14 protein-coding genes are annotated in these 17637 nt (G+C 63.5%); 5 read left to right on the forward strand and 9 right to left on the reverse strand.

The genetic code is table 11. The features are described from left to right. Positions 1-70 precede the first annotated feature (70 nt). From F6S12_RS05290 to F6S12_RS05305, 4 genes are read right to left on the reverse strand one after another with little or no spacing between them, the layout of a single operon-like run. Positions 71-1366: an efflux RND transporter periplasmic adaptor subunit gene (locus F6S12_RS05290; RefSeq protein WP_015635570.1), complete on the reverse strand. Its 1296-nt coding sequence runs from the start codon at positions 1364-1366 to the stop codon at positions 71-73. Further along, positions 1356-2846 (reverse strand): TolC family protein, encoded by a 1491-nt coding sequence (locus F6S12_RS05295; protein ID WP_011061234.1) that lies wholly within the window; start codon positions 2844-2846, stop codon positions 1356-1358. The genes F6S12_RS05290 and F6S12_RS05295 overlap by 11 nt, the downstream gene beginning before the upstream one ends. After that, positions 2839-4038, reverse strand: a complete 1200-nt coding sequence (locus F6S12_RS05300) for an ABC transporter permease (RefSeq protein WP_053151586.1) — start codon at positions 4036-4038, stop codon at positions 2839-2841. Before F6S12_RS05300 ends, F6S12_RS05295 begins: the two co-directional genes overlap by 8 nt. Beyond that, complete coding sequence (locus tag F6S12_RS05305) at positions 4035-4739, reverse strand: ABC transporter ATP-binding protein (protein ID WP_019095527.1); 705 nt, start codon at positions 4737-4739, stop codon at positions 4035-4037. Before F6S12_RS05305 ends, F6S12_RS05300 begins: the two co-directional genes overlap by 4 nt. Before the next feature lie 355 nt (positions 4740-5094). Here F6S12_RS05305 and F6S12_RS05310 point away from each other — a divergent pair, with 355 nt between their 5' ends. Both F6S12_RS05310 and F6S12_RS05315 read left to right on the forward strand, forming a co-directional pair. Further along, positions 5095-5838, forward strand: coding sequence for a TetR/AcrR family transcriptional regulator (locus tag F6S12_RS05310; protein ID WP_011061237.1), 744 nt, complete (start codon positions 5095-5097; stop codon positions 5836-5838). A gap of 122 nt (positions 5839-5960) precedes the next feature. Beyond that, positions 5961-6908: an alpha/beta fold hydrolase gene (locus F6S12_RS05315; protein WP_011061238.1), complete on the forward strand. Its 948-nt coding sequence runs from the start codon at positions 5961-5963 to the stop codon at positions 6906-6908. Between the two features lie 118 nt (positions 6909-7026). Here the strand turns inward: F6S12_RS05315 and F6S12_RS05320 are convergent, their stop codons facing one another. From F6S12_RS05320 to F6S12_RS05330, 3 genes are read right to left on the reverse strand one after another with little or no spacing between them, the layout of a single operon-like run. Beyond that, positions 7027-8340 (reverse strand): NAD(P)/FAD-dependent oxidoreductase, encoded by a 1314-nt coding sequence (locus F6S12_RS05320; RefSeq protein WP_015635573.1) that lies wholly within the window; start codon positions 8338-8340, stop codon positions 7027-7029. Continuing rightward, positions 8337-9425: a polyamine ABC transporter substrate-binding protein gene (locus tag F6S12_RS05325; protein ID WP_015635574.1), complete on the reverse strand. Its 1089-nt coding sequence runs from the start codon at positions 9423-9425 to the stop codon at positions 8337-8339. Before F6S12_RS05325 ends, F6S12_RS05320 begins: the two co-directional genes overlap by 4 nt. Positions 9426-9472: 47 nt before the next feature. Continuing rightward, positions 9473-10831, reverse strand: coding sequence for a glutamine synthetase family protein (locus F6S12_RS05330; protein WP_011061241.1), 1359 nt, complete (start codon positions 10829-10831; stop codon positions 9473-9475). 163 nt (positions 10832-10994) lie between these two features. On the opposite strand from F6S12_RS05330, the gene F6S12_RS05335 reads away from it, so the two are divergent. Beyond that, on the forward strand, positions 10995-11909 hold the full coding sequence (locus F6S12_RS05335; RefSeq protein ID WP_315868776.1) for a helix-turn-helix domain-containing protein: 915 nt from the start codon (positions 10995-10997) through the stop codon (positions 11907-11909). A 30-nt stretch (positions 11910-11939) separates the two neighbouring features. On the opposite strand, the gene F6S12_RS05340 is transcribed toward F6S12_RS05335, so the two are convergent. Next, the gene (locus F6S12_RS05340) at positions 11940-15146 is read right to left on the reverse strand and encodes an ATP-binding protein (protein ID WP_409999836.1); all 3207 of its coding nucleotides are present in this window, start codon (positions 15144-15146) and stop codon (positions 11940-11942) included. A 10-nt stretch (positions 15147-15156) separates the two neighbouring features. Then, positions 15157-15783 carry a response regulator transcription factor gene (locus F6S12_RS05345; RefSeq protein WP_125063114.1) on the reverse strand — a complete coding sequence of 209 codons (627 nt, stop codon included), beginning with the start codon at positions 15781-15783 and terminating at the stop codon, positions 15157-15159. A gap of 434 nt (positions 15784-16217) precedes the next feature. On the opposite strand from F6S12_RS05345, the gene F6S12_RS05350 reads away from it, so the two are divergent. Next, the gene (locus F6S12_RS05350; RefSeq protein WP_123430796.1) at positions 16218-16643 is read left to right on the forward strand and encodes a response regulator transcription factor; all 426 of its coding nucleotides are present in this window, start codon (positions 16218-16220) and stop codon (positions 16641-16643) included. A gap of 222 nt (positions 16644-16865) precedes the next feature. Next, on the forward strand, positions 16866-17600 hold the full coding sequence (locus tag F6S12_RS05355; protein WP_077934099.1) for a response regulator transcription factor: 735 nt from the start codon (positions 16866-16868) through the stop codon (positions 17598-17600). Positions 17601-17637 lie beyond the last annotated feature (37 nt).

Below are 17637 nucleotides of genomic sequence, written 5' to 3' on the forward strand. Positions count from 1 at the left end.
CGGCTTGCCGGCGAAGAGACCCCTGGGCCTTGCGCCGTTTCCGAAGGCGCCTTCGCTGGCTAGCCAGCGCCTACAAGGCGTTGGGCAGGCGGACCTGGCCCGGTTGCAGGCCGAACACTTCCACGCCCTCCGGGGTCGATTGGCCCACGGTCACCGGCACCCGCTGGCCTGGTTGATCGGCCGTTGCCCGGTATTCCACGCTCATGCCGTCGGCGTCGCGCTGGATCGCCGCAGGCGGCAGCACGATGGCCTGGTCGTTGCGGTAGGTGACGATGGTCAGCCGCGCGCTCATGCCCAGGCGCACCCGTTGCAGTTGTTCGCGGCTCAGCTTGGGCACCGACAGGGTCACCGGGAATTGCGCTCCGGCACCTGCGGTTTCGTTGGGCAGGGCCAGGCTGCTGACGATATCCACCACGCCTTCCAGGCGTTCACCATCAAAGCCATCACCGAGAATTTCCACGCGCTGCCCCTGGTGCAGTTGGTTGATGTCCAGCTCCGACACCTTGCTGACGATCTTCAGCTGTTCGATGTTGGCCAGGCCGAACAGCACTTGCCCCGGGCTCAGGCGTGAACCGGTCTGCACCGGACCGTTGGCGGCACCGGCGGTGTTCGGGCCCGCGCCGCCATTGGGTGGCGGCACCACGATGCCGGCAAAGGGGGCGACCACGTTCTTGTGCTCCAGCAGTTTGCGCAGGGCGTCGTACTTGACCGTGGCGTTGGTCAACTCCATTTCGGCAATCTGCCGGTATTCCCCCGTGCCCTGGTTCAGCGCCTGCTGCAATTCACTCTGGGCGGCGGCCAGGTCCAGGCGCTGCATCTGTGCCTGTTGCTCCTGGTCGTTGAGCTCGTTGCGCGGAATGATTCCGCGCTGGAACAGGTTCTGGCTTTCCCGCAGCTTGCGTTCGGTATTGGCCAGGGACATCTGCGAGTTGCGCAGGGTACGGCGGGCCCGGGTGACCACGGCGCCGTTGTTCCAGTCCTGCAGCTCCTGGACGGTGCGGCGGGCCTTGAGCAAGGTGGAAAGGGCTTCGCGCGACTGGATTTCCACCAGCCCCGGGTCCATCTGCAAAAGGACCTGGCCGGCCTCTACGCGCTGGCCCTGTTCCACCAGGCTGGCCTGCACATTGCCTTCGAACGGGGCGGTGAGGACCACGGTCTTTTGGGGTTCGATCTTGCCCACCAGGCCGATCTGGTGAGTCAGTACCGTGCCTTGCACGCTGACCCAGCGGGCCTCGCTGGCCGGAGTGCTGGCGGGGGACTGGAGGGTGACCAGGGCAGCGGCGCCCACGGCGAGGGCGACGGCCAGGGCCAGCGCTTGCAGGGTATGGCGACGGCGCTTGCTCGCCTGCGGCTTGTCAGAAGTCATTGAGCGCAATGTCCCAGCTCTCCAAAGTCATGCCCAGGGTCAGGTCCAGTTGCGTCTGGGCGTTCAGGTAGGCGATCAGCGCATTGAGCCGGGCATTCTCGGCGTTGCGCAGGTCACCCTCGAAACTCAGCACCTGGAAGTTGCTGGAACGGCCGGCACTGAGCTTTTCCCGTTCGATGTCCAGCTTGCGCTTGGACAGTTCGCTGGCGCGCTGGGCAATCTCGTACTGGCGCCAGCGGGTGCCCAGGTCGCGCACCACGTTGTTGACGTCACGCTCCAGCACCTGGCGGGCATCGGCCAGGAGGATTTCCTGGTTCTCCACATTGACCCGGGCGTGGACCTCGGCCTGGCGGGTACTCAGGTCGCCAATGGGAATCTGCACCTGGACCCCGGCGTAGCTGTCCCAGCGCCGGTCCGAACCGTTGCTGGTGTCATTGTCATAGCGGCTGCGGGTCTGGTTGGCCCCGGCCACCAGGGATACGTCCCAGCGCGACTGGTCCTTGGCGATCACCAGGTTCAGATCGGCCTGCTGGCTGCCCAGCAGGGTAGCCAGGTATTCGGGCTGCTGGATCTGCGCAAGGCGCAGGGCCTCGCGCTGGTCGATGCTGATCTTGGCCGCCTGCAGGGCCTCGCTGGCGTGGATCCGGCTGGACATGTCCAGGGCCAGCAGACGCAGCAGCGACAGGCGGTTGACGTCCACCTGGTTGCGCGCTTCCTCCACCCCCAGCTCCTGGCTGGCGATGTCGGCTTCGGTCTGCACGATCTCGAACTCGGCCATGCGCCCGGCGCTGATCAGCGCGCGGTTGACTTCCAGCAGGGCATTGGCGCGCTTGAGGGCTTCCTGGGCGATGGTCAGCTGTTCCTGGGAACGCAGCAGCTCGCGGTAGGTGGTAATGATCGCGGTGATGGTCTGGGCGACCCCGGCCTTGAGGTTGAGGCGGTTGCTTTGTTCGGTGATGCGCGCCAGGCGCAACGGCGCGGTGGTCACGTCCCAGCCGGCGCCGCGCAGCAATGGCTGGATGATCGCCAGGTCCAGGCCGTCGCTGCGCTGGCGGCCGGCCCGATCGGCTTTGTTCAGGTCCTGGATCCAGGCCATGCTCAGGCGCGTGCCGTACTCGCTCAACAGGCTGGTGGCCGGGGCCATGTTGAGGTTCTGCGTGGTGTCGCTGCTGCCCCGGGTGGTGCGGTAGTTGCCGGTGATCAGCAGCTTGGGGTTGAACACATCCTCGGCCACCCGCAGGTCGAACTTCTGCGCCACCCGCTGCAGGTACGAACTGCGGATGCTGCGGTTGTTGCGCAAGCCCAGGTAGACCGCGTCCCCCAGGGTCAGGTCGGTGACCTGCTGGCTGAGCAGGGCGCTGCGCGAGTAGTCGCTGCGCATGGTGGGAGCGGAAGGGCGATCCACCCGCTCATCGGCGCTGAGCGCCGGCAAGTACAAAAGGCACAGGCAGGCGAGTGTTCGCAGGCGCCAGTCATTCATCGCGCAACGCCTCCACCGGTTGCAGTCTGGATGCCGAAATGGCCGGGTACAGGCCGAAAAACAGGCCCACCAGCAGGGTGCTCCCGATCCCCAGCGGCAGTGCGGCTCCCGCGAGGGAGAAGTGCCAGCCGGACATCCGGGCGTAGATAAAGGCCGAGGCGACCCCCAGTATCGCCCCCGACAGGGCGCCGACTGCGGTCAGGCTGACCGCCTCCAGCAGGAACAGGTTGCGGATGTCCTTTTGCCGGGCGCCCAGGGCCATGCGGATGCCGATCTCGCGGCGGCGCTCCGAGACATTCATCAGCATCACGTTCATCACCCCCACGCCACCCCCCACCAGGGAAATGCCGCCCAGGGCCATCAGCAGGTAGCCAAAGGTGCGGCTCTGCCGGGTCATGCCGTCGATGATCTGCTGCGGTACCTGCACTTCCACCTCACGTCCGCGCAGGATCTTTTTCAAGGCCTGGGTCATGGCCGCGGCGACCTGCTCCATGTTCTGGCCACCGGCGACCCGGGTCACCACGTTGTCGATCTGTGGCGAAGGGAAAATCCGCCGCATGCTGCCCTGGGGCAGGAACACCGAGTCATTGGCCTGGATTGGCACCAGCACCGCGCTGGGCTGGTTCTGCAGGATACCGATGACCAGGAACAGGTAGTCGTTGATCCGCACCCGGTCCCCCAGTTGCAGCGGGGCCCCGGCGGCGCCCAGGGTCTGAGCCACCTGATGGCCGACCACCGCATAGATTTCGTTCTGATCGAAGTCCGAGAGAAAGCGTCCCTCACGCAACTGCAGGCGCATGGCCGGCGCCAGCTCGGCGGTCGCGCCCACCACGCTGGCGTTGGCGGAGCGGCCATTGCGAATCAGCGTGGCGCTGAGCAACACCGTCGGGGCAATGTTGATCAGGCTAGGCACCGCCTGGCTCAGCGCCCGGGTGTCCAGGGCCGCGGGCAGCGGCGTGCGGCTGTCGGCGCTGGCGGGAAAGCGGGCCACCAGGGTGTCGGTGCCCATGTTCTGGAAGATTGCCGCGGCGTCCTCGGCGGCGTTGTGGCCGATGTTGATCAGTGCCACCACCGAGGAACTGCCGATGACGATGCCCAGCAGGGCCAGGATCGAACGCTTGCCCAGGGTGCGCAGGCTGACGAAGGCTTCGTGCAGCAGCTGGCTGGCGCTTTGCTCGACCTTGAGGCTCATGCCGGGCAGACCTCCTGCACCACGCCATTGGTGACACGGATCTGCCGTTCCAGGCGCTGGGCGATATTGGGGTCGTGGGTGACGATGATCAGGGTCACCCGGCGCTCGCGGTTCAGCGCCAGCAGCAGGTCCATGATGTCCTGGGCGGTGTGGCTGTCGAGGTTGCCGGTGGGTTCGTCGGCGAGGATCACCGAGGGTTCGCCCACCAGTGCCCGGGCGATCGCCACCCGCTGGCGCTGGCCGCCGGAAAGGTCCGCCGGGCGGTGGTCGGCGCGTTGCCCGAGGCCTACCTGGTCGAGCATGTGCATGGCCCGCTCCAGGGAATCACGCCGGGCCACGCCGCGGTAGCTCAGGGGCAGGGCGACGTTGTCCAGGGCGCTGAGACGCGGCAGCAGGTTGAAGCTCTGGAACACGAAGCCGATCTGCTGGTTGCGGATCGCCGCCAACTGGTCGGGGCTGGCGCGGAAGATATCGTGGCCGGCAAAGTGATAGTCGCCGCTGTCGGGCAGATCCAGCAGGCCGAGAATGTTCAGCAGGGTGCTTTTGCCGGAACCGGAGGCACCCAGGATGGCGCAGCTTTCACCGGCCTCGATGCAAAGGGAGACGTTCTTGAGAATGTGGAGCGGTTGCTCCGCCAGCCGATAGCTCTTGCCTATGCCCTGCAGGGAGATAAAACCTTGGTCGATTATCGTCTCTGTCATCGCTTACCGCGCCGGCTGGCTCGACTGGCTGCTTGAACAACCACGGGGCGCAGGGATCACGCAACAGGGGTATTCACGGGCAGGGCCAAGCTCTGGTTTTATTTATTATTTTAAAAACATTGTTTGAATAGTAACTGCGTTCATCCTGCCACGCCAGCCGTCTGAACCGGGTAATTGAGGGCTTTTTCCAGGTTTTTTTGCGGAGAAACCCGTGGGTCACAAAAAGGCCGGTGGCCACCGTGACGGTCCCTCGGGCGCTTGCTTTTAGGGCTTCTCGCAGGTATAAAAAATCAAATTTTTTTTTAAAACACTGTTCGAACGGTCAGTTTTTCATCCCAGCAAAGGTTAGTCCTCCATGGTCGCCAAGAAACTCAGTGCCCCCAATGTCACCAAGACCCGACTGCTGGAAGCGACCGAGGCATTATTTATCAAGTACGGCTACGACGCGGTGCTGCTGCGCCAGATCACCGAGCGGGCCAAGGTCAACCTGGCGGCGGTGAACTACCACTTCGGCGACAAGGATTCGCTGATGAAGGCCCTGTTGATGCAGCGCCTGGGGCCACTCAATGATCAGCGCCTGGAACTGCTGGCCAAGTGCGAGGAACAGGCCGAGGGCCCGCTGGACTGCGAAACCCTGCTGGGGGTGCTGTTCGCCCCGGCCATGGGCCTCGAGCGCAGCGACGAGAGTGGCGGCGTGGAAGGGCGCTCGTTCATCCGCTTCCTTGGCCGGGTCTACAGCGATACTTCGCCCTTTATCCAGGAATACCTCAAGGAGCATTACCAGCCGGTGTTCGAGCGCTTCTTCAAGGCCTTTGCCCTGGCTTTGCCGGACCTGCCGCGCAACGAGCTGGGGGTGCGCCTGCAATTTGCCCTCAAGGCTATTTCCGGCGTCATGGCCGGCACCGAGCTGCGCCTGCTGATGCAGGCCATGAGCCTTGGACGCCCGGCCACCGATGCTGAAGTCATGGCCAAGCTCATCAGCCTGGTGTCGGCGGCGATTCGCGCCCCCATGCAGGACCCCGATTCCGAGCAGGCCCTGGAGAAAGTCCTCGATACCCAGCGCCTGATCCGTCAGCAATCCCATTCCCTGGCCGGCTGATTCCCGGCTGAGCCGCCCGGCCCCGACAGCGCAGCAGGATCATTCGGAGCGTCAATGATTCTCGGGGCAGGTGCCCACATCTGCTAGGTTCTGCTCCTTGCATCTGCCTTGGAGCATTCGCCATGAGTTCCTCCCAACAGCATGTTCTGGCCGTCAACGGCATCGAGCTCAGTGTGCGGGTCAGCGGCCCGGAACACGGGCAGCCGGTATGGCTGCTGCACGGTTTTCCCGAGTGCTGGCATTCCTGGCGCCATCAAGTGCCGGCCCTGGTGGCAGCGGGGTTCCGGGTGTTCGTCCCGGAAATGCGTGGCTATGGCCGCAGCTCGGCTCCCGAGGCGGTGCAGGCCTACGACCTGCTGACCCTGTGCGCCGATATCCAGCAGGCCATGCACGCCTTCGGCCAGCAGCGGGTGTGCATCGTCGGCCACGACTGGGGCGCCCCCGTGGCCTGGCACCTGGCGCTGCTGGAGCCGCAGCGGGTGGCGGCGCTGGTGACCCTGTCGGTGCCCTTTGCCGGGCGGCCGAAACGCCCGGCCAGCGAGATCATGCGCCAGGTGCACGGCGAGCATTTCAACTACATCCTCTACTTCCAGCAGCCGGGAGTGGCCGAGGCGGAACTGGACGCCGATATAGACGCCAGCCTGCGCCTGTTCATGGGCAATGTCGGTGCATTGCTGCAACCCAAGCCGGCCGATGCCCGCTTGTTCGACGGGGTGACGGTGCCCGCAGGGTTGCCGCAGTGGTGCAGCGAGGAGGATTTCCAGGCCTATCGCCAGACCTTTGCCGGGCGCGGCTTTCGCGGTGCCCTGAACTGGTACCGCAATTTCGAGCGGACCTGGAAGCGCACCGAGTTCCTGGCCGATGCCCAGGTCCAGCAACCGACCTTGTTCCTGCTGGGCGACCAGGACCCGGTGGGTGTACTGGAAGCCCATACCCTCAAGCGCATGCCGGGCAAGGTGGCGGACCTTGAGCAGCACCTGCTGGCGGACTGCGGGCACTGGATCCAGAACGAACGGCCGCAGCAGGTCAATGCCCTGTTGCTGGATTTCCTGCAGCGCCGGTTCACCTAGGGAACCCGCCGCCCCGCAGGAGCTGGCGTGCCAGCGAACACGCCAGCAGGTGCGGCGCAAGGTGTTCGCCGGCAAGCCGGATGCTACGAGGCCGGGTGGTGCCAGCGAAGGGGGCCGATCAACCGAGCATTTCCCGCATCCGGTGCCAGAGCATGCCCAGGGCCAGCAGTGGTGCCCGCAGGGCCGGGCCGCCGGGGAAGGTCATGTGCGGCACGCCGCTGAACACGTCCAGGCCGCGACTGTGGCCGGCATGGATGGCTTCGGCCAGTAGCCGCGCAGTCCAGTGGGTGACGTTTAGGCCATGCCCGGAATAGCCCTGGGCGTAGTACACATTGGGGTACTGCGACAGGCGCCCGACCTGGGGGAAGCGATTGGCGGTGATGCCGATCTTGCCGCCCCACTGGAAGTCGATCGCCACATCCTGCAACTGCGGGAAGACCTTGAGCATCTTGGGTCGCATGTAGCCGGCAATATCCGCCGGATCACGCCCCGAATAGTGGCAGGCACCGCCGAACAGCAAGCGCCGGTCCGCGGTCAGGCGGTAGTAGTCCAGGCCGACTTTCTGGTCGCACAGCGCCAGGTTGTCCGGGATCAGTTGCCTGGCCCGGGCCTCGGCCAGCGGCTCGGTGGTGATGATGTAGCTGCCCGCCGGCAGCACCTTGCCACTGAGCCGCGGCTCGAGGTCTTCCAGGTGGGCATTGCAGGCCAGCACCAGGTGCCCGGCAGTGACGGTGCCGGTCGCGCAGCGCACTTTCACACTGTCGCCGTGGGTCAGTTCCAGCACCGGGCTCTGCTCGAAGATCCTCACCCCCAGGGACGCTGCCAGCCGCGCTTCGCCCAGCACCAGCTTGAGCGGGTGCAAGTGCCCAGAGCCCATGTCCACCAGCCCCCCGGCATACGCCGAGGAGGCCACCACCTGCTGCATGTCCTGGGGCGCCACCAGCCGAGTGGGGTGGCGGTAGCCCAGCCTGACCAGGCTGTCCTGCTCGGCCTGGAAGGCGGCGAACTGGGCCGGGGTGTTGGCCAGCTCACAGAAGCCCCAGCGCAGGTCGCAGTCGATGGCATGTTCGCTGATGCGCTGGCGTACCACCTCCACCGAGTCGATGCCGGCCTGCTCGAGGTATTTCACCCCTTCCTGGCCGACGTAGCGGGCAAAGCCTGTGACCTCGTGGCCAATGCCGCGGATCAGTTGGCCGCCGTTGCGCCCGCTGGCGCCCCAGCCGATGCGCCGGGCTTCCAGGAGGATCACCGAGAGCCCGCGCCGGGCCAGCTCGATGGCGGTGTTGACCCCGGTGAAACCGCCGCCGATCACGCAGACGTCGGCGCTCGGTTGGCCCTCCAGCGATGGGTAGCCGGGCAGGCTGCCGGCCGAGGCGGCGTAGTAGGAGCGGGCATGCCCGTTGGCGCTGCCCGAAAGGTTTGGCTGAATCATTTGTTGGACTTCACTTTGCTCCAGGAGCGGGTCATCAAGCGCATGATGGCCGGCGACTGGGTGGTGGAGATGTACAGCTTGTCGAGCACGGCCTGAGGTGGATAGACCTCGGGGTTGTTCACCAGGTCGGCCTCCATGTACTGCTGGGAAGCCGGGTTGGGGTTGGCGTAGCCGACATAGGCGCTGACCTTGGCGATCACTTGCGGGTCCAGCAGGTAGTTGATGAAGGCGTGGGCTTCCTTGACGTTGCCGGCATCGGCGGGAATCGCCAGCAGGTCGAACCACAGGTTACTGCCTTCCTTGGGAATCGAATAGGCGATGTTCACCCCGTTCTTGGCTTCCTTGGCCCGGTTGGCGGCCTGGAACACGTCTCCGGAGTAACCGAAGGCGATGCAGATATCACCGTTGGCCAGGTCCGAAACGTACTTGGAGGAGTGGAAGTAGGTGATGTAGGGGCGCAGGGTCAGCAGCTTGGCCTCGGCCTTCTTGTAGTCCTCGGGGTTCTCGCTGCGCGGGTCCAGGCCCAGGTAGTTGAGCACCGCCGGGAACACTTCATCCGGCGAGTCCATCATCGACACCCCGCACTGCTGCAGCTTCTTGAGGTTCTCAGGCTCCAGCAGCACCGCCCACGAGTCGATGTGGTCGATGCCCAGTACCTGCTTGACCTTGTCGACGTTGTAGCCGATGCCGTTGGTGCCCCAGAGGTAGGGCACCGAGTACTGGTTGCCGGGGTCGTTCTGCTCCAGCAGGGCCAGCAGCTTGGGGTCCAGGTTCTTCCAGTTGGGCAACTGCGAGCGGTCGAGCTTGAGGAACGCGCCGGCCTTCACCTGGCGCGCCAGGAAGTGGTTGGAGGGCACTACCACATCGTAGCCGGTGCGCCCGGCCAGCAGTTTGCCCTCCAGGGTTTCGTTGGAGTCGAAGACGTCGTAGATCACCTTGACCCCGGTCTTGCCCTGGAAGTCGGCGAGGGTGGTCTGGCCGATGTAGTCGGTCCAGTTGTACACGCTGACACTGGGTTGTGCCTGGACGGCGGTGCTGCACAAGACCGCCAATGCTGCCGGGACCACTGCTTTCAAAAGACGCATATCGACACCTCTTCGGGTTGTTTTTGTTGATTGCAGAATGCGGGTTGTCAGACGCTGAGCAGCAGGAACTCGCGTTCCCAGGAGCTGATCACGCGCTTGAAGTTCTCGTGTTCGGCACGCTTGACCGCCACGTAGCCGCGCACGAACTTGCGCCCCAGGTACTGCTCGATGGTCGGGCAGTCCTCCATGTGTGCCAGGGCGTCCTCGATGGTGATCGGCAGGCGCAGGTTGCGCCGCTCGTAGGCCCGGCCTTCCACCGCGGCGCTGGGCTCGATGCCCTCGACCATGCCCAGGTAGCCGCACAGCAGGCTGGCGGCAATGGCCAGGTAGGGGTTGGCGTCGGCGCCGGGCAGGCGGTTTTCCACGCGCATGGCGTCGGGGCTTGCGGTCGGAACCCGCAGGCCCACGGTGCGGTTTTCCTCACCCCATTCGACGTTCACCGGGGCCGAGGTGTCCGGCAGGAAGCGGCGGAACGAGTTGACGTTGGGGGCGAACATCGGCAGCAATTTGGGGATGTACTTCTGCAGGCCGCCGATGTGGTGCAGGAACAGCTTGCTTTTCTCACCGTTGGCATCGACGAAGATCGGCTTGCCGGTGTCGATGTCCACCACGCTCTGGTGCAGGTGCATGGCGCTGCCGGGCTCGTCGGCCACCGGCTTGGCCATGAAGGTGGCGGTGACGTTGTGCTTGAGCGCCGCCTCGCGCAGGGTGCGCTTGAACACGGTGATCTGGTCCGCCAGGTCCAGGGCGTCGCCGTGGCGGAAGTTGATTTCCATCTGCGCCGGGCCGTCTTCGTGGATCAGCGTGTCCAGGTCCAGGCCCTGGGCTTCGCACCAGTCGTAGACATCTTCGAACAGCGGGTCGAATTCGTTGGCGGCATCGATGGAGAACGACTGGCGACCGCTTTCCGCTCGGCCGGAGCGGCCCAGGGGAGCCTTGAGCGGCAGGTCCGGGTCTTCGCAGCGCTGGGTCAGGTAGAACTCCATTTCCGGGGCGACGATCGGCTTCCAGCCCTTGTCGGTGTACAGCTGCAGCACTTTCTTCAACACGTTGCGCGGCGACAGTTCGATGGGGTTGCCGAATTTGTCGAAGGTGTCGTGGATGACGATGGCGGTGGGTTCGATGGCCCAGGGCACCAGGTAGATCGATGACGAGTCGGGGCGGCAGACCATGTCGATATCGGCCGGGTCCAGCAGTTCGTAGTACAGGTCGTCGTCGACAAAATCCCCGGTTACCGTTTGCAGCAGGACACTTTCCGGCAGGCGCATGCCTCGCTCATGCAGGAACTTGTTGGTGGGCGCGATCTTGCCGCGGGCAATGCCGGTCAGGTCGCTGACCACGCACTCTACTTCGGTAATCTTGTGATCTTTCAGCCAGGAGGAAAGCTGATCGAAAGGGGCGTTCATAAAGACCTCGATGATTGGTTTTGTCTGCACCGAGGTGAGCGGGAGTATCCCGGCAAGGCTTCCCCTGCGGCGCATTGGCGACTATCTTGGGCGAGCCTTGTTGTTCCATCTATCCACTTTAAGCAGCACCAAAGCGCACCAAAAGAGTGCGCAAGGTCCCCCGATGACAGCGTCCAATCCGCTTCAGGTTCAAGCCTTCAACACCTTCGATGTCGCCGATCAGATCCGTGCCACCCCGGGTTGGGTCCAGCACTACCAGCAGATGTCCCCCGGGCATTTCAACGGTCTGGTGCGTTACCTCGACCTGCAGGGCGTGGAGATCTACGAGGAGTGCATGAACACCCGGGTCGAGCAGAATTTCAGCGCCCCTCAAGGCGCCCTGGCGTTCTGTTTCGATCGCAGCGACAACGCGCTGTACGTGCTCAATGGCGAGAGCCGCAACATCTGGATCACCCCGGAGAACTACCAGGAAGTGGCGGTGGTGTTCGGCCCCGAGTTCGTCCGCGGCCACGGCCTGGGTGTGGAGCGCCTCGACGGGCTGTTCATGGCGCCCCTCAACAGCCAGCAGAACGCCTTGTTCTGCCGCTGGCTGAGTTCGACCCTGACCCGCCTGTCCCAGACCCTCGACCCGCCCAGCCGCGAAGCCCTGACCCAGCAACTCCTGGAGGACTGCCTGTACATCCTCGACAACGCCTGCGTGCGCCTGGACCGCGGCGGCCTGCAACGGCGCAGCGAGGAGCGGGGGATCATGCAACGGGTAGCGCAGTGGGCCGCCGACGTGCCCGAGGAAACCCTCAACCTGCTGGAGCTGTCCCAGGTAGCCGGAGTGTCCCTGCGCCAGTTGCAGAGTGCGTTCAAGGCCTTTACCGGGATGGCCCCCAGCCAATGGCTGCGCCTGCGCCGGCTCAACAGCGCGCACCGCGAACTGCTCAGCCGAGGGCCGACTGAGACCACGGTGGCCGAGGTGGCAATGCACTGGTCGTTCTGGCACCTGGGGCGGTTTTCCAGCAGTTACCGGGCGCTGTTCAAGGAGCTGCCAAGCCAGACCTTGAAACGCAGTGCCGTGGTGCGTCGCTAGGGCGAGCGCCCGGGCCTTGCGGGCAAGCCCTCAGTACACTTGCAATGACTGGTTGAGGTCGCGCAGGGCCTGATCCAGCCGGGCCACCGCGGTGGACAATTGCTGCTCCTGGGGCGCTTCGGCCACCAGCTCTTCCAGGCTGACGCACAGCTCCAGCAAACCTTGGGCATTGAGCAGGTAGGCCGTGCCCTTGAGCTTGTGGGCGATGGCTTTCAGGGCCTGGCGATTGCCACTGGCCAGGGCCTTGCTCAAGGCCTGCAGTTCCTGGTTGTTGCTGTTGATCACGTGCTCGGCCAGAGCGGCGTGGATGTCGCCGTTCAACGACGGCACCGCGTTCTGCGCCGGGGGGGACGTCAGGCTCAGCTTGGGGATCAGGCGGTTCAGCCCGGCAAGGCTGATCGGCTTGGCCAGGGCACTGTCCATGCCCGAAGCCAGGCAGCGTTCCAGTTCCTCAAGCTGGGCGCTGGCGGTCAGGCCGATGATGGTGCAGGGGCGCACCCCCATCTGGCCCTCCATGCGCCGGATCGCCTGGCTCATCTCATGGCCGCTCATCTGCGGCATGTTGCAGTCGGTGATGATGATATCCACGTCATGCTCTTGCCACATGGCCAGGCCTTCCAGGCCGTTGTAGGCGATCAGGGCCTCGTGTCCCAGGTAGTTGATCTGCTGGTTGAGCAGGTACTGGCTGGGCAGGTGGTCTTCGACGATCAACACGCACAGGGGCTGGTCGGTGCTGTTGAGCACCGCTTGTTCCGCGCTGTCGGTGGCGCTGCTGCGCTCGTCGGCAACGCGCTGAAAACAGGCCTTGAAGGTCATGCGGGTACCTACGCCAAGTTCGCTCTGGACCTGCAGGCTGCCGTTCATCAACTGGGTCAGCGAATGACTGATGGACAGGCCCAGCCCCGACCCGGCGTTAGGGTTGCTGACCACGCTGTCGACCTCGAAGAACGGGGTGAAGATCTTCTGGATCTGCGAAGCCGGAATGCCCGGGCCGGTGTCGATCACTTCGACATGGAAGTCGAGAAAGTGTTGATCTTTCACCTGGCCCACGCAACGGATATGGATCTCGCCCTGTTCGGTGAACTTGATCGCGTTACTCAGCAGGTTGGAGATGATCTGCTTGAACTTCAGGCCATCGATCCACACTTGCGCGGTGGCCCAGGCATCGAACTGCAGGTGGATGTCCAGGTGCTTCTGGCGGGCCAGGCCATCGAAGACATTGGCCACCGATTCGATCAGGTCCTTGAGGCTGGCGGCTTCCGGGCGCAGGGTCAGGCGCCCGGATTCGATCCGCGAGATATCCAGGATATGGCCGATCAGCGCCAGCAGGTTCTGCGCCGACTCGTAGGCGATATGCACGGAACGGGTATTGAGTTCGCGGTCGTTGTCACGGGTCAGCACCAGCTCCAGCATGCCGACGATGGCGCTCAGGGGGGTACGGATCTCATGGCTCATGGTGGTCAGGAACACGGTCTTGCTGCGGCTGGCATGCTCGGCGGCTTCTTTGGCATCGCGCAACTGGTCGAGGATCAACTGGCGCTGCAGCAGGTCCAGGCGCTTGCGAATGATCCGTCGTCGCTGGCTCAGAATCCACCAGGCCGCCAGCATCAGCATCAGGCCCAGGCTGCCCAGGATTTTCCAGGTGAAGGCCGTAACACCTTTCCAGTAGCTGTCGTCGGTGCTGCCGCTGGCGCGCCAGCGACCCAGGATCTGCAGGTATTCCTGAGGGCTGATCTCGGCCATGGCCTGGTCGATGATGGCGATCAGTTGCTGCTGGCTTTGCGGTGCGGCGAAGGCGATCCGGGCTTCCTGGCCTTGCATCATGCCGTGAATCTTCAGGCTGTTCTGGAGCCTGAAGGACAGGTAGTAGTTGGCCAGGTTGGCTGGTGCCAGGGTGAAGTCCGCCTTGCCTTGGCGCACCCGGTTGAGGGCCTCGGCAACGGTGGATGTCTGCTGGACCCATAGCCGTGGATAGCGCTCGCGCAGGTCCTCGCTCTGCAGGTAGCCGGAGGCGAGCGCCACGGAGCCGATGGAGTCGCGGTTCAGCGGTGCCAGGGGCGGTGCGTCGGTCTTGCGCACAATCACATAGGGCGTAGTGACGATGGGCCGGGTGTACAGGTAGGACGCACGCCTGGGGTTGGCGCGGGCCAGTATGCTGAGGTCTGCACGGCCTTCGCGCAGGCGGGTGTCGACCTGCTTGAGCGAGCCGACCCGGGAGACCTCGAAGCGCAGCCCGCTCTTGCGTCGGATGAGGTCCAGAAGGTCCGAAGCGATGCCGTTGAACAGCCCGCGGCTGTTGAAAAACGCATAGGGCGCCAGGTCGTCGCTGATCACCAGCCGCACCGGCGGTGCATGCTCCAGCCAGAGACGCTGATCGGCGTCCAGGCGTTCGCGAAAACTGTTGGAGTCGCAGTTACCCGTACCGCCCCACATCTGCAGCGCCGATATCACCTGGCAGCGCTTGATGCCGCCCAGGGCTCGCTCGAGCAACTGTTGCAGGTGGGTATTGTCACGGGCCACGGCAAACCCGACCCGGATTTCCGGCAACCGTGCACTGTGGCTGATCACCAACTGGTCGCTGAACAATTGGCTGGATAGATAGCCGGTAGACAGCGAGTCCCCCAGGTAGATGTCTGCGTCGCCATCGAGTACCGAGCCCATGGCGGCGCGGGGGGAATCGTACAGCTGGATCAGGCCCCGTCCGCCGGTGCGCAGATAGAGCTCCAGGGCCATGCCGCGGGTGGCGGCGATCCGTGTCCTGGAGATGTTCGCGCGGTAGTCCCGCAGGTCACCGCTCTCGGCATACAGGGCCAGTTCGGTGACCGCGTAGCTCGGGCTCAGCCGGACCTGGTAATCCTCGGCTTCCACCTGGGTAGCGCTGTCTACCAGGTCGACCTCACCACTGCGCAAGGCGTGATAGGCGGCATCCGTATTGGGGTAGGTGCGGACTTCCACGGGGATCGCCAGCTCGCGCTGCAAGGCCCCCAGGTAGTCGGCCCCTATGCCTTCGAGTTCATGGCGCTGGTTGATTTCCCGGTAGGGGGGCAGGTCGCCACTGACGATGCCGACCAACAGGGCCTCTTTGTTACGCAGCCAGGTCTGTTCATCGATGCTGGGGCGAATATCGAGGAAGTCCAGCGGCTGGCGGGCACGGATCTTCACCCTGTCCTGCGCGAATACCGGCAGGGCCAACCACAATATCAGTACGAAAAACAGCGGGCGCGGCAGTAACCTCACATCAGGTTACTCAGACCAGTTCGTTCTGCCTGGCGATGTTCACCAGATCCACCACCGAAGTGACCCCAAGCTTGCTCAAGATATTGATCTTGTGGCCGCTGACGGTCTTGTTGCTCAGGTGCAGTTTCTCGGCGATCTCAAGATTGGTCAGACCTTCAGCGAGCAGCTTGAGGACTTCCAGTTCACGATTGGTCAGCGCCGCCAGGACGTCGCTGCTGTGTTTGCCGCGGCCGCCATCGCTGAACGGCATCGACTTCTTTGGGAAGAACACATAGCCCTCGACGATGGTGTCCACCGCCTTGAGCAGTCTGGTCAGGGGTTCGTTCTTGCTCACGAAACCACTGGCTCCGGCCTGCAGGCAGCGCATGGCATAGGTGTCGACGGACTGGGCGGTGAACACCAGCACCCGCACATCCAGGTTCGCTTGGGCGATGCGCTTGAGCACGGTGAGACCGTCCATTTTTTCCAGGCTGACATCCAGGATCACGATGTCCGGCTTCAGCGACAGGATCATGTTCAGGGCGCTGATACCGTCGGCAGTTTCGCCAACAATGGAGTAGCCCTGAGTCTCCAGGGTTTTGCGAATCGCCTCACAGACTACCGGGTGATCATCGACGATCAGTACACTTTTACTCATGCCAGGTTATCCAGAATCAAAATATCTAGGTAATAAGTGAGCCAACAACGGTCAGCGCCTTGATGAAATCTGAGGCTGGTTGAGATTTTTCTCTGACCTAGGGCGGATTTGCGGAAAGCTCAAATAAGAAAATGATGCCGAATAAGCCCCTCAGGGTCATCAGAATGTCACTGGCAGGCTAGCAGGAAGCAACCTGAGTACTGCCAAGAAAATTCCTGTTTTCGAATCCATTCCTTCGGGTTGACGGGCTCTTGGCAGCGATCTCGACTAGATGAATGCAATTCAAGACTATTCCTACATCCCACCCACAACGCAGAGCTTATCTTGCCCTGTCATTCAGCCAGGCACAGGGCGAGCCTGAGTGGCGGGCAGCATTCTAGTGCACTGTGCCAGCGGTGTGACGGCCCACTATTTTTCAGAGGTCGAACCAAGCGATGTTGAAGTTAAGGGTAGGGGTACTGGAGCAACATAATATTGTCCGCCACGGTCTGTACAAGCATCTGTCCAGGCAGTCGGTTCTGTGCCTGAGCGAGTTCTTCAATTTCGCCGACATGTTGGAGGCCCTGGAACAAAACCAGCTGGACGTGCTGATGATCGGCCACCTGATGGATAGCGACCCGGTTCATCTGGTACGAAACTTGATCACCCGCTACCCCGGTCTGAAAATACTCGTGCTGCTGAACCGTCCCGATCCTGTAATTGCCTCGCAGCTGCAGGCCGTGGGCGCACATGGGGTGATGTCCAAGACGCAGTCTTTGCCGGACTACGCTGATGCGCTGCGAAGCCTGGCCCGCGGCGAGCGCTATGCCATGCTCAGCGATGGCCGGGCAAGCATGGAAAAGCCACTCTACGACGCCTAGCCGAACAGGCCGCGTCGCCCTCGATTCAAGATTTTCTTTGGAAAACTTCAAGACGTTTCTTGTTATGGCGAGGCGGCCGGCGCTCTAGAGTACCCGGCACTGGTGACCTGAAAGACTGTCGCAAGGCCGTGACGGTCGGTGGGCCAGGACCACTCGGACTAGAGGCTTGAGAGGATGGAATATCCAGTTCTGAAGACCACCATCGAACGTTCTGGAGGCGCTATGTCACTTGTCGTTAACAAGCCCTTGCGCATCGCAGTGCTGGACGATCACGCATTGATTCGCATGGCAATGCAGCTACAGCTGCAGAGCGTGGCGGATTTCCAGCTGGTGGGTTTGTATGCCAGCAGCGGCGAGCTGATCTCGGCTCTGCGTGATACCGAACTGGACCTGCTGGTGCTCGATTACCAGCTGCAGGAATGCGACCTGGATGGCCTGCGCCTGATCCGCCTGTTGCGCAACAAATACCCGCATTTGCTGATCCTGGTGTCCTCGGCCACCGAGACGCCGTTTTTCGTCAAGCAGATCATCGATATCGGAGCCAATGGCTTTCTCGGCAAATCACAATCCCTGGACGACCTGATTCCGGCCATCCGCACGGTAGCCAGCAAGCGGCTCTATCTGTCGCCGTTGCTGGCTTTCGCCGTGCAGCACCCGCCAATCGGCCCCGCCGCCGAGCCGGGCAGCCCGCCATTGACCAGCCTTGAGACCCTGTCCCCCAAGGAGAACGAAGTCTTGCGCTGCTTTCTGGATGGCCTGCGGATCTCGCAGATCGCCAGCAAGTTTTCCCGCAGCATCAAGACCATCAGCGGGCAGAAGCAGGCCGCGTTCAGAAAGCTGGGGATCCGCACCGACGCCGAGCTGTTCAAGGTGCAGCGCAAGCTGGACCTGCATATTGCTTCCCGCGAGCCGGCAGACGAGCGTGCCCAGGACGACGCGACCCAACTGCCCCCTTAATTGGCCCGGAGCACTGTCCAGATCGCCGATGAACGCT

This window comes from Pseudomonas sp. JV245A, assembly GCF_032424515.1.
Lineage (GTDB): Bacteria > Pseudomonadota > Gammaproteobacteria > Pseudomonadales > Pseudomonadaceae > Aquipseudomonas > Aquipseudomonas protegens.